This window comes from Streptomyces sp. NPDC045695, from assembly GCF_056432025.1.
Genome location: NZ_JBWKJU010000003.1, coordinates 81,139 through 93,092 on the forward strand (window position 1 = coordinate 81,139; position 11,954 = coordinate 93,092).

Consider the following 11,954-nt stretch of genomic DNA (forward strand, 5'->3'; position numbering starts at 1 on the left):
CGGGGTAACGGCAGAACCTAGCGGCCTTCGAACGATTGTCACAAGTTCGGTCGGGAACTGACTTCGGGTCAGTTCGCGCTCAATCGTTTCGAGGTGTGAAGCGGACGGGAAGAGTGCGCAGGCCACGCATGATCAATCCGCCGCGCCAGCGCAGGTCTTCGGGCGGAACAGCCAGTTCCAGATCTGGCAGACGCGTGAGCAAAGTCGCGAGCGCGGTCTGTCCTTCAAGTCGCGCGAGCGGGGCGCCCACGCAGTAGTGGATCCCGTGCCCGTACCCGAGGTGCTGGTTGTCCGTCCTGGAGAGGTCCAGGGTGTCCGGATCGGTGAACCGCTCGGGGTCCCGGTCGGCGGCCGCGAGGACGACCAGGACCGGGTCGCCGACCGCGATCTCCCGGCCGCCGAGGGTCAGCGGCTCGGTGGCGAAACGCCAGGTCGCCAGCTCCACCGGACCGTCGTAGCGCAGCAGTTCCTCGACACCGGTGGCCAGCAGCCCGCTCTCGCCGGCGCCGAGGGAGAGCTGGAGGCGCTCGCGCTGGCCGGGGTTCATGAAGAGGGCGTGGACGCCGTTGCCGATGAGGTTCACGGTCGTCTCGAAGCCGGCGAAGAGCAGGATGAAGGCCATGGCGGTGGCCTCGCCCTCCGTCAGGTGGTCGCCGTGGTCGCTCGCCCGGATCAGGTCGGAGATCAGGTCGTCGCCCAGATCATCCCTTTTGCGGTGGATGAGCTCGCCGAGGTAGGTGCGCATCTGCTTGACCGACCGGGCGACCCCGCCGCGCGGGCCGCCGCCGTGGCGGATCATCATCCCCGCCCAGTCACGGAAGTCGTCCTGGTCCTCGCGCGGTACGCCGAGCATCTCGCAGATGGCGTAGATCGGCAGCGGGAAGGCGAACTCGTGGATGAGGTCCGCCTCCCCCTTCCCCGCGAACTGGTCGATCAGGTGATCGGTGAGCGCCTGCACCCGCGGGGTGAACTCGGCGACCCTGCGCGGCGTGAACGCCTTCGACACCAGCCGCCGCAGCCGGGTGTGGTCCGGCGGGTCGATGTTGAGCAGGTGCGTCATCAGCTCCGCCTTGCGCTCCCCCGGGATCCCGGTCTTGCCCTTGGCGTGCGCGGGCTCCGCGTGGTGCGCCGGATTCTTGCTGAGCCGCTGGTCGGCCAGGGCCTGGCGGGCATCGGCGTAGCGGGTGACCAGCCAGGCCTCGACCCCGCTGGGGAGCTTGGTGCGGTGCACCGGGGAGTGCTCGCGCAGCCATGCATAGGCGGGGTACGGGTCGGTCGCGAACTCCCAGTCGAAGAGGGTCGGGCCCTCGGTGGCAGGGGGGTCGGCTGGGGCTGCGGGGGTCTGCTCGTGCACGTGACGACCGTATCCCGGCCCCGGACCGCCGCCCCATGCGGCCGGGCCCGCCGGGGCGCGGGCCAGGGGCCGGGCGGGCGCCCCCTGGGCTGCGGCGAGCGGTTCCTGAGCCGCGCGCCCGGGAGGCGACGGCCTACTCGTCCAGGGGGTCGTCCGGCGAGGGCGTCTCCCCGACGCCCTCGGCCGCCCGGATCGCGTCGCGGTAGACGCGGGCCGCCGCGCGCAGCGCGGTCTCCGGGTCGATGCCCGCCTCCTCGGCCCGCGCCGCCAGCTCCAGCAGTTCGTACCCGACGCCCTCGCCGCGGGGCAGTTCCACGGCCAGCCCGCCCGCGCGGACGCGGCCCGCGAGCTTGGCCGCGAGCGCGAGACCCGGCTGGCCCACGGGGATCCCGTCGGTGACCGACTCCCGCTGCTTCTCGATCGCCTTGGTCCGCTGCCAGTGCTCGTGCACGTCCTGCGGCGTCTGCGCCTGCGCGTCGCCGAAGACGTGCGGGTGCCGGTGGATCAGCTTCTCCACCAGGGCCCCGGCCACGTCGTCGATGGAGAAGGCGGCGTCCGGATCCTCGTGCTCCTGGGCGATCCGCGCGTGGAAGACCACCTGGAGCAGGACGTCGCCCAGTTCCTCCCGCAGCTCCTCCCGGCTCCCGTCCTCGATGGCCTCGACGAGCTCGTACGCCTCCTCGATCGCGTACTTGGCCAGGCCCCTGTGGGTCTGGCGGGAGGTCCACGGGCACTCGCGCCGGACCCGGTCCATCACCTGGACCAGGTCGAGCAGGCGGGCACCCGGCAGGTCGTACGAGCCGGGCAGCAGTTCCAGGTCCGGCATGGAGACCCGGCCCGAGCCGGCCAGCCGGGCCAGCCCGTCGGTGAGCCGCTGGTCGCCCTCGCCGCCCGGGAGCACCACGACGGTGCGGCCGCCCGCGCAGGCCTCGACCAGCGCGTGCGCGTCCGGGGTCTCGTACGCGACCTCGATGCCCGCCTCGCGCAGGTAGGGCAGCTGCGGGTGGCCGGGGTCGGCGCACAGCACCCGGTCCGCGGCGTGCAGGGTCTGCCACGCCGGCCAGGACAGCACGCCGGGGGCGACCCGGTGGCTGGTGGTCAGCAGGACGATACGGCCGGTGGGCTCGGCGGCCGCGGGCTCTGCGGCGGTCGGCTCGGCGGCGGTCGGCTCGGAGTGGTCGGTCACCCTCCGAACCTACCTCCGGCGGGCGGTGTCAGGCTCCGGCGGGGGCCTGCTCGGGACGGGTCCGCTGGGCGATCCAGGGGGTGTCCCCGACGCCGAGCTTGATCTGCTTGGCGTCCCAGGAGCCGTAGCGCGGGTTGATCTCGATGTGCAGCGCCGTGACGGCAGCCCGGGCGGGCTCCTCCAGCTTCCCGTTGCCGTACTTCTCGGACAGCTTGGTCAGCAGCACCCGGTCCCTGAGGAAGCGCTCGACCTGGCCGGGGGCCATGGCGCCCTTCTGCAGGAGCAGTGCCTCGAACTGCTCCTGCCCGCCGTTCTCGGTGACGTACGCCGCGCGCTCGTCCTCGATGTCCTTCTCGGTGGCGGTGAGCCCGGCGGTGCGGGCCATCTTGTCGATGATCCGGCTCTGGAGCATCGCGTCGAGCTTCTGCCGCTCCAGGTTGGGGGTACTCGCGATGAGCTCGGCGGCGCTCTGCCCGGCCCGGTTCTGTGCGGCGCGCACGTCCTTGACCTGGGACTGGAGTGCGGAGGTGGTGATCCGTTCGCCGCCGACGACGGCCGCGGTGCCGGGCCGGGCCTCGCCCGAGCAGGCGGAGAGCAGGGGCGCCGCCAGGAGCAGGGCGGTGGAGACGGAGAGCGCAGTGCGACGGTGCAAAGGAGCCTCCAGGGCCGGGAGATTGTGCGTCGGTGCACAAGGGCCGTGCGGTGATCGATGGTATGAGGTCACGGTGATCCGAGCCACTACTTCGCCCAACGATTCCCGGGGTGTTGGGGTGCGCCCCGCGGGCGGCCCCGCCTCCCGCGTCAGGGGCCGGCGTCAGCGCACCTGACCGAGCCAGTGCAGGGTGCGGCGTATCTCGGCGGGGAAGGGGTGCGCGGGGCCGTGCAGGCGTTCGGCGTCGAACAGCAGCCGGGCCAGGGTGTCGTGCGCCGCCTGGCGGTCGCCGAGGGAGAGCTGCAGGTGCGCGATCCGGCGGCGGACCTCCAGGGGCAGGCCCGGGTCCGGGTTGGCGTAGTGGTTCTCGAAGAGCGGGAGCAGCGAGCGGTACTCCGCCAGCGCGGCCGCCGGTTCGCCGAGCTGCTCCAGGCACTGGGCCGCGTCGTAGCGCAGCCGCAGCGCCTGGGCGTCGCCCGCCGGGAACGCCTCCGCGAGGCGGCGCAGTTCCGGCAGGGCGCGGCGGTACTGCCCGTCGTCCATCAGCGTGGCCGCGTACTGCTTGCGCAGGGAGCGGACCACCGGGGAGTGCTCCCCGTGCTCGGCGGCCGCCGCCGGGAGGATGCCGCCGAGGATGTCCACGGCCTGGGTGAGCCGGCCCTCGTCCAGGAGCTTGCGGGCCTCGTCGACCGCGCCGGGCACGTCCGGCTTCGGCGGCGTGGGCATGGGCGTCGGCGTCGGCGTCGGCGTCGGCGGGACGCTGGGCCGGGGCGGTACGACCGCGGCCCGGTCCGGCCAGGGCGCCTGGGGGCGCAGGAACGGCCGGGTCGGGTCGAGCGGGCCGACCGGGACCGCGCCGCCGCGGGCGGGCAGCAGCGGGGCGAGGGCCTCGTACACCTCCTGCGCGGAGGCGGGCCGGTCCTGCGGGTCCTTGGCGAGCAGGCGCAGCAGGAGCGCCTCCAGCTGCGGCGGGATCTCCGGACGCAGCGGCCGGACCGGGAGCGGGGGCTCGTACAGGTGGCGGTGCAGCACGCCCAGCGCGGTGGAACCCGCGAAGGGGACGTTGCCGCTGAGGAGTTCGTAGAGCAGCACGCCGAGGGCGTAGAGGTCGGTGTACGGGCCCACCGCGCCGCCCATGGCCTGCTCGGGTGCCATGTACGCGGGGCTGCCGATGGGCGAGCCGGTGCTGGTGAGACGGGTGGTGTCCGTGTCCATCACCGAGGCCACGCCGAGGTCCAGGACCAGGACGGTCCCGTCCGGGCGGACCATCACGTTGCGCGGCTTCAGGTCGCGGTGGACGATCGGCACCGCGTGCACGGCCGACAGGACCGAGCACAGCTGCGCGGCGACGGCGACCGCCCACGGCCAGGGGTAGGGACCGTGCGCGGCGAGGTGGTCGGCGAGGTCGGCGCCCTCGACGTATCCCATGACGAGGAAGAGCTCGTCGCCGTCGCTGCCCGCGTCGTGCACGGTGACCAGACCGGGATGGTCGACTTGCGCCGTGACCCGGCACTCGCGCACGAAGCGGCGGCGCAGCTCCTCGGCGACCGTGCCGGGGCCGGCCACCTTGTCGGGGCGCAGCAGCTTGACGGCGACCCGCCGGTCCAGGCGCCGGTCGTAGGCCGTCCAGACCTGGCCCATGCCGCCCTGGCCCAGGATGGAGGCGAGCTGGTAGCGGTCGCCGATGAGCCGGTCGGTCACTGGTGGGGGTCCTGGATCGCGGTGCGGTTCGGGTCATGGCCGGGGCCGCCGGGCGGCGGGGTCTGCTTGCGCAGCAGTTCGCTGAGCTCGTCGAGCTCGGCGCGCACCTGCCCGATGCGCGGGGCCGGCGCGGTCTGCGGCGGCACGCGCGGCGGGGCGGGGGCCGGGACCGGTGTCGGGGTGGTCGCCTGGGTGGCCGCCTGGGCGGGCGGGTACCCGTAGGCGGGAGCGGGCGGGACGTACGGGGCGGGCTGCACGGGGTACCACGGCGCGGCCGCGGCGGCCCGCGCCTCGTGGTGGCGGATGTCGGCGACGAGGAAGTACACGCAGACCGCGAAGCCGGTGACGAGCGTGCCGAAGCCCCCGACGTCGCTCTGCCAGCCGGTGACTTCGGCCGTCGGGTCGAGGCCGAACATCACGAACCAGAAGACGGCGAGGACGCAGCTGATGCCCATCAGCACCCAGTCGCGGGCCTTGCGGGTGACCAGTGCGAGCCGCAGCATCGAGCCCCAGGCGAGGAAGCCGCAGCTCAGGATGGGCAGCAGCGTGAACAGCACGCGCAGTACCACCACGCCCCCGGAGGTGGGCCGGGGACCGTGCTGCGGCGGGAGGCCGGGGCCGTGCATCGCTGCTCCTGACAGGCCGTGCGGAAGAGGTTTTCGGGTCTGAGGGTATACAGCGTTTCCGGCCGCGGGTGAGGGGATGGGCGCAACCGTTGCAGGGTCGCAGCACGGCCGTTCACCCGGGGGCCGGTGTGCCGTCCGACAGGCCGTCGCGGGTGGCCGGATCTTCTGGGACCGGCGCGTCGGACAGAAGCCGGACGAGTCCCGCCCGAGTTAAACGGACCCTCACCTTCCGCTTCATCGGCCGTCCCCTTACCCTTCCCAGCGCCCCCCTTTCCGCTCGCCTCCTTTTCCTGCCCGAAAGAGTCCCCATGCGTACCCTCCGCCGCCTGACCGCCACCACCGCCCTCGCCTGCGCCGCCGGGCTCGGGCTCGCCGGATGCGCCGCCTCCGGGCCGTTCCCCGACCTGAGCGGCTCCCAGGTGGCCGACAAGTCCGTGACCGCCCTGCGCGGCGCGTCCTCCCTCACCGTCAGCGGCAAGGTCTGGGACGAGGGCAAGGCCATGCAGCTGAACATGGCGGTCAGCAAGTCCGGCGACTGCAAGGGCACGATCTCCAGCGACGAGGGCTCCTTCGAGCTCATCCGCAACGCCGAGTTCGTGTTCGTCAAGGCCGACGAGCCCTTCTACCGCTCCCAGTTGAAGGACCTGCCCAAGGCGCAGGCGGACGAGGCGGTCAAGCAGCTGGCCGGCCACTGGCTGAAGTCGAAGGGCGACGACGAGGACGCCAAGGAGCTCTCCGCCCTGTGCGACCTGGACGAGCTGCTCAAGGAGTTCGACGAGAGCAAGGGCGCGAAGAAGGACGGGGTCACCACGGTCGACGGCCAGGAGGCCCTCACCCTGACCACGAAGACCACCGACGGCACCGAGACCCTGCTGGTGGCCACCCACGGCGAGCCGTACCTGCTCAAGGCCTCCAACACCGGCAAGGAGCCCGGGGAGATCGCCTTCACCGGCTTCAACAAGCCGGTGAAGGCGGACGCCCCGACCGGCGCGGACGTCATCGACGCGGACCAGCTGGGCTGATCCACCCGCCGACGGGCGACCTTCCGAAACCCGCCGTGGAGGCCGGGCGCCCGCGCGGGCGCCCGGACTCCACGGTCGTCAGGACCCCAGGAGCGTCAGGACCCCAGGATCGTGGTGAGGAACTCCCCGGTCCAGGCCAGCAGTTCGCGCCCCACCACCGGCTTGCCGCCGATCTTGCCCGCCTTCGGGCGCGGGATCAGCACCTGCCCGGTGGCGGGCTTCAGCACCGCTCCCGGGTAGAGCCGCTTGAGCCGCAGCTCCTGCGACTCGCGCAACTCCACCGGCCCGAAGCGGACGTTGTTGCCCTGGAGGGTGATGTCACCGACCCCGCAGGCCCGGGCCAGCATCCGCAGGCCGGCCACCAGCAGCAGGTTCTCCACCGGCTCCGGCAGCTTGCCGTAGCGGTCGGTGAGTTCCTCCCGCACGGCCTTGATGTCCGCCTCGGAGTTGGCGGAGGCGATGGACCGGTACGCCTGGAGGCGCAGCCGCTCGCCCGGCGCGTAATCGTGCGGGACGTGCGCGTCGACCGGCAGCTCGATCTTCACCTCCAGCGGCGGCTCCTCCTCCACGCCGCCCTCCACGGCGGCCCGGTAATCGGCCACGGCCTCGCCGACCATGCGGATGTAGAGGTCGAAGCCGACGCCCGCGATGTGGCCGGACTGCTCGCCGCCGAGCAGGTTGCCCGCGCCGCGGATCTCCAGGTCCTTCATCGCCACGTACATGCCGGCGCCCATCTCGGTGTGCTGGGCGATCGTCGCGAGCCGCTCGTGCGCCGTCTCAGTCAGCGGCTTCTCCGGCGGGTAGAGGAAGTACGCGTACCCGCGCTCGCGGCCGCGTCCGACGCGGCCCCGCAGCTGGTGCAGCTGCGACAGGCCGAAGTTGTCGCCGCGTTCGACGATCAGGGTGTTGGCGTTGGAGATGTCGATGCCCGACTCGACGATCGTCGTCGACACCAGCACGTCGAACTTCTTCTCCCAGAAGTCGACGACGACCTGCTCCAGGGCCTGCTCGGACATCTGGCCGTGCGCCGTCGCGATCCGCGCCTCGGGCACGATCTCGCGCAGCTTGGCGGCCGCCCGGTCGATGGACTCGACCCGGTTGTGGATGTAGAAGCACTGTCCTTCGCGCAGCAGTTCACGGCGGATGGCCGCACCGATCTGCTTCTCCTCGTACGGGCCGACGAAGGTCAGGACCGGGTGGCGTTCCTCCGGCGGGGTGGTGATCGTCGACATCTCGCGGATGCCGGTCACCGCCATCTCCAGGGTGCGCGGGATCGGGGTCGCGGACATGGTCAGCACGTCGACGTTGGCGCGCAGCTTCTTCAGCTGCTCCTTGTGCTCGACGCCGAACCGCTGTTCCTCGTCGACGATGACCAGGCCCAGGTCCTTGAAGCGGGTCTCCTGCGAGAAGAGCCGGTGGGTGCCGATGACCACGTCCACCGAGCCCTCCTTCAGGCCCTCCAGGGTGGCCTTGGACTCGGTGTCGCTCTGGAAGCGGGACAGCGCCTTCACGTTGACCGGGAACTGGCTGTAGCGCTCGGAGAAGGTCCCGAAGTGCTGCTGCACGAGGAGGGTCGTGGGCACGAGGACGGCGACCTGCTTGCCGTCCTGCACCGCCTTGAAGGCGGCGCGCACGGCGATCTCGGTCTTGCCGTAGCCGACGTCGCCGCAGATCAGCCGGTCCATCGGGACCGACTTCTCCATGTCCTCCTTGACCTCGGCGATCGTGGTCAGCTGGTCGGGCGTCTCCGCGTACGGGAAGGCGTCCTCCAGTTCGCGCTGCCAGGGCGTGTCGGGGCCGAAGGTGTGGCCGGGGGCGGCCATGCGCGCGCTGTAGAGCTTGATGAGGTCGGCGGCGATCTCCTTGACCGCCTTCTTGGCGCGCGCCTTGGTCTTCGTCCAGTCGGCGCCGCCGAGCCGGTGCAGGGTCGGGGCCTCGCCGCCGACGTACTTGGTGACCTGCTCCAGCTGGTCGGTGGGGATGTAGAGCCGGTCGCCGGGCTGCCCGCGCTTGGCCGGCGCGTACTCGACGAGGAGGTACTCGCGGGTGGCGCCCTGCACCGTCCGCTGGACCATCTCGACGTAGCGGCCCACGCCGTGCTGCTCGTGGACGATGTAGTCCCCGGCCTCCAGGGTCAGCGGGTCGATCGTCTTGCGGCGCCGGGTCGGCATCCGGCCGAGGTCCTTGGTGGCGGTGCGCTGCCCGGTCAGGTCGGTCTCGGTCAGTACGGCGATCTTCAGTGCCGGGTCGACGAAGCCGTTGTCGAGCGAGCCGCAGGCGACGTGGACCAGGCTCGGCTCCAGGACGTTCAGTTCCGGCTCCAGCCGGGCCGCGATGCCCTCGCCCCCGAGCACCTCGACGGTGCGGGCGGCCGGGCCGTGGCCTTCGGTGAGGTAGACGGTGCGCCAGCCGTCGGCGATCCAGCCCTTGGTGTCGGCCAGGGCCCGGGCGGTGTCGCCGCGGTAGGCCTCGGGGGCGTGCATGCCGAGCTTGAGCACCGCCGGCTCGTCGGCTGATGCCAACGTCCCGCCCGTCACCTCGTCGGCGGCGAAGGGGGAGACCGACCACCACATCATGTCCAGCTCGCGGGCCCGGTCGCGGACGTCCGCGATCCCGCGCAGCGAGGCCGCGCCGACGTCGATGGGGGCCTGGCCGCCGCCCGCCGTGGCGGCCCAGGAGGCCATGAGGAACTCCTGGGACGTGGCCACGAGGTCGGCGGCCCGGGTCCGTACCCGCTCCGGGTCGCAGACGACGGCCATCGCCCCGGCCGGCAGGACGTCGATCAGCAGTTCCATGTCGTCGACCAGGACCGGGGCGAGGGACTCCATGCCCTCTACGGCGATCCCCTCGGCGATCTTGTTCAGCAGCTCACCGAGCTCCGGGTGCGCCTCGGCGAGGGCCGCGGCCCGCTCCCGTACCTCCTCGGTCAGCAGCAGCTCCCGGCAGGGCGGGGCCCACAGTCCGTGCTCGGCCACCTCCAGCGAGCGCTGGTCGGCGACCTTGAAGTAGCGGATCTCCTCGACCTCGTCGCCCCAGAACTCGATGCGCAGCGGGTGTTCCTCGGTGGGCGGGAACACGTCGAGGATGCCGCCGCGCACGGCGAACTCGCCGCGCTTCTCGACGAGCTCGACGCGCGCGTACGCCGCCGCGGCCAGGGCCTCGGTGATCTCCCCGAGGTCGGCGCTCCCGCCCTGGCGCAGGCTGACCGGGGCGAGCTCCCCCAGCCCCTTGACCTGCGGCTGGAGCACGGACCGGATCGGCGCGACGATCACGCTCACCGGGCCCGCCGCCGGGTCGTCCTTGCTGGGGTGCACGAGCCGGCGCAGGACGGCGAGGCGACGGCCCATCGTGTCGCTGCGCGGGCTGAGCCGTTCGTGCGGCAGCGTCTCCCAGGAGGGGTAGTCCACCACCTCGTCCGGCGGCAGCAGGGAGCGCAGCGCCGCGGCCAGGTCCTCGGCCTCGCGCCCGGTGGCGGTGACCGCGAGCACCGTCCGCCCGGTCTGCCGGGCCAGCGCGGCGATGGCGAAGGGCCGCGCGGCGGCGGGGCCGACCAGGTCCACGTGCATGCGGTTGCCTTCTCCGGCCGCGGTGACCGCCTCGGCGAGGGCGGGGTCCCGGGTGACGGCGTCGAGCAGTCCGTGCAGGCTCATGAAGGGGGGCTTTCCATCCGGTAGGGGCAACGCGAAGGACCCGACACGTCGTACGGGCCGGGGTTTCCCACCCTACGCCCGCCCCTCTCCCGACCGCCTCCCCTTACACAGACGCTGCGCGCCGCCCCACGGGGGAGTGACGCCACCCGCCCGGGCCGGTCCGCCGCGGGCCGGTCGCCGCGGGCCGCGTTCCTCCCGCTTTACGATGTGCGGGTCAGGAGCGTCTGAAGCCGCCGCGCCGCTTCCACAGGCGCTCAGCCCAGCCGGCCCGAGGAGCACGAGTCCGTGACGAGCGATGCGACGGCCCGTGTGGCGCAGGTGACACCGGCTCCCGCGAAGCCGGGGCCGGGGCCGGGGCCTGGATCACGGCCGGGCCGGTGGGCCGGGCCGTGGGTGGTGGCCGCCGGGCTGTTCCTGGTGTACCTCGCGCTGTCCGTCACGCGCTTCCGGAGGATGGACTGGGCCTCCTGGGACCTGGGGATCTTCGAGCAGGCGATCCGCGCCTACGCGCACCTGCGGGAGCCCGTCGCCGATCTGAAGGGGCCCGGGGCCAACATCCTCGGGGACCACTTCAGCCCGGTCATCGCCCTCGCCGCCCCCGTCTACCGGGTCTTCCCCGGCCCCGTCACCCTGCTGGTCGTCCAGGCCGCGCTGTTCGCGCTGTCCGCCGTCCCGGTCACCCGGGCGGCCGGACGGCTCCTCGGGCGGGCCCGCGGTCTCGCCGTCGGCGTCGCGTACGGGCTGACCTGGGGCATCCAGCGGGCCGTGGAGTTCGACTTCCACGAGATCGCCTTCGCCATGCCCCTGCTGGCCTTCTCCCTGGAGGCCGTGCTCGCGCGGCGCTGGCGGGCCGCCCTGCTGTGGGGGCTGCCGCTGGTCCTCGTCAAGGAGGACCTCGGCTTCACGCTGGCCGCCCTGGCCGTGGTGGTGGCCTGGCGGGCCCGGACCACCGACCGGCGGGCCGCCTGGACCGCGCTTGTCACCGCCGGCGCGGCCGCCGTCTTCGCCGTGCTGGTGTTCACCGTCCTCATCCCGGCCTTCGCGCCGGCGGGCTACGGCTACTGGGACAAGATCGACGGCGCCGGTCCGTTCGCGGGCACCGGCACCAAGCTCGCCACCCTGGGCTGGGTGCTCATCCCCACCTCCGGGCTGCTCGCCCTGCGCTCGCCGCTGCTGCTGGTCGCCGCCCCCACCCTCGGCTGGCGGTTCCTGTCCGGGGACGACCACTACTGGTCCACCGACTGGCACTACAGCGCCGTGCTCATGCCGGTGGTGGCCCTCGCCCTCGTCGACGCCGTCGACACCGTCCGGCGCGGCGAGCGGCCGTGGCTGCGCGCGTACGCCCTCCAGCTGCCCACGGCCGTGCTCGCCTCCGCCCTCGCCCTCAGCGCGACCAGCATGCCCACCGCCAAGCTCGCGCAGGCGAGTACGTACGAGAAGCCCGCGCGCGTCACGGCCATCGAGCGGCTCCTCGACCGGATCCCGGACGGGGCCACCGTGGAGGCGGACACCACCTCTCTGACCCGGCTGACCTCGCGCTGCCGCGTGCTGTGGATCGGGGGCAGCAAGGGCGTGGTCCCCGACTGGATCACCCTGGACAACTCCTCGCGGTGGGCCGGCGAGGACCCGACGGACTACGCCCACCAGCTGCACCCCGGACAGCGGTACACCCTGGTGGGCGAGGCCGCCGGAGTCGTCCTGATGCAGCGGGACGCAGCGGCGGGACCGAGCGGCGGGACCCGGTAGCGGGACGGAGCGGCGGG

8 protein-coding genes are annotated in these 11,954 nt (G+C 73.0%); 2 read left to right on the forward strand and 6 right to left on the reverse strand.

Translation table 11 applies throughout. From position 1 onward, the window contains the following. Positions 1-79: 79 nt before the first annotated feature. The 5 genes from AC07DU_RS06720 to AC07DU_RS06740 all read right to left on the reverse strand — a co-directional run bounded on the left by AC07DU_RS06720 (position 80) and on the right by AC07DU_RS06740 (position 5,519). Positions 80-1,354 (reverse strand): cytochrome P450 family protein, encoded by a 1,275-nt coding sequence (locus AC07DU_RS06720; protein ID WP_360891526.1) that lies wholly within the window; start codon positions 1,352-1,354, stop codon positions 80-82. A 133-nt stretch (positions 1,355-1,487) separates the two neighbouring features. After that, a complete protein-coding gene (locus tag AC07DU_RS06725) occupies positions 1,488-2,540 on the reverse strand; it encodes a nucleoside triphosphate pyrophosphohydrolase (RefSeq protein ID WP_479109991.1) in 1,053 nt (350 codons plus the stop codon). 28 nt (positions 2,541-2,568) lie between these two features. Further along, entirely contained in the window at positions 2,569-3,192 is a 624-nt protein-coding gene (locus AC07DU_RS06730) for a SurA N-terminal domain-containing protein (RefSeq protein ID WP_360891520.1), read from the reverse strand. 162 nt (positions 3,193-3,354) lie between these two features. Continuing rightward, positions 3,355-4,893 carry a protein kinase domain-containing protein gene (locus AC07DU_RS06735; protein WP_479109993.1) on the reverse strand — a complete coding sequence of 513 codons (1,539 nt, stop codon included), beginning with the start codon at positions 4,891-4,893 and terminating at the stop codon, positions 3,355-3,357. Beyond that, the gene (locus AC07DU_RS06740) at positions 4,890-5,519 is read right to left on the reverse strand and encodes a hypothetical protein (RefSeq protein ID WP_479028407.1); all 630 of its coding nucleotides are present in this window, start codon (positions 5,517-5,519) and stop codon (positions 4,890-4,892) included. The genes AC07DU_RS06735 and AC07DU_RS06740 overlap by 4 nt, the downstream gene beginning before the upstream one ends. 308 nt (positions 5,520-5,827) lie before the next feature. On the opposite strand from AC07DU_RS06740, the gene AC07DU_RS06745 reads away from it, so the two are divergent. Next, a complete protein-coding gene (locus AC07DU_RS06745; RefSeq protein WP_479028410.1) occupies positions 5,828-6,541 on the forward strand; it encodes a hypothetical protein in 714 nt (237 codons plus the stop codon). A 95-nt stretch (positions 6,542-6,636) separates the two neighbouring features. Here AC07DU_RS06745 and mfd read toward each other — a convergent pair whose 3' ends face one another. Further along, positions 6,637-10,191 carry a transcription-repair coupling factor gene (gene mfd, locus AC07DU_RS06750; RefSeq protein ID WP_360891508.1) on the reverse strand — a complete coding sequence of 1,185 codons (3,555 nt, stop codon included), beginning with the start codon at positions 10,189-10,191 and terminating at the stop codon, positions 6,637-6,639. 285 nt (positions 10,192-10,476) lie between these two features. Between mfd and AC07DU_RS06755 the strand changes: the two genes are divergently transcribed. Next, on the forward strand, positions 10,477-11,937 hold the full coding sequence (locus tag AC07DU_RS06755; protein ID WP_479109995.1) for a DUF2079 domain-containing protein: 1,461 nt from the start codon (positions 10,477-10,479) through the stop codon (positions 11,935-11,937). Positions 11,938-11,954: the final 17 nt, after the last annotated feature.

Bases quoted from the DNA above. Each gene is read 5' to 3' on its own strand.
- mfd (WP_360891508.1), bottom strand. From the start codon at position 10,191: ATGAGCCTGCACGGACTGCTCGACGCCGTCACCCGGGACCCCGCCCTC.
- AC07DU_RS06740 (WP_479028407.1), bottom strand. From the start codon at position 5,519: ATGCACGGCCCCGGCCTCCCGCCGCAGCACGGTCCCCGGCCCACCTCC.
- AC07DU_RS06745 (WP_479028410.1), top strand. From the start codon at position 5,828: ATGCGTACCCTCCGCCGCCTGACCGCCACCACCGCCCTCGCCTGCGCC.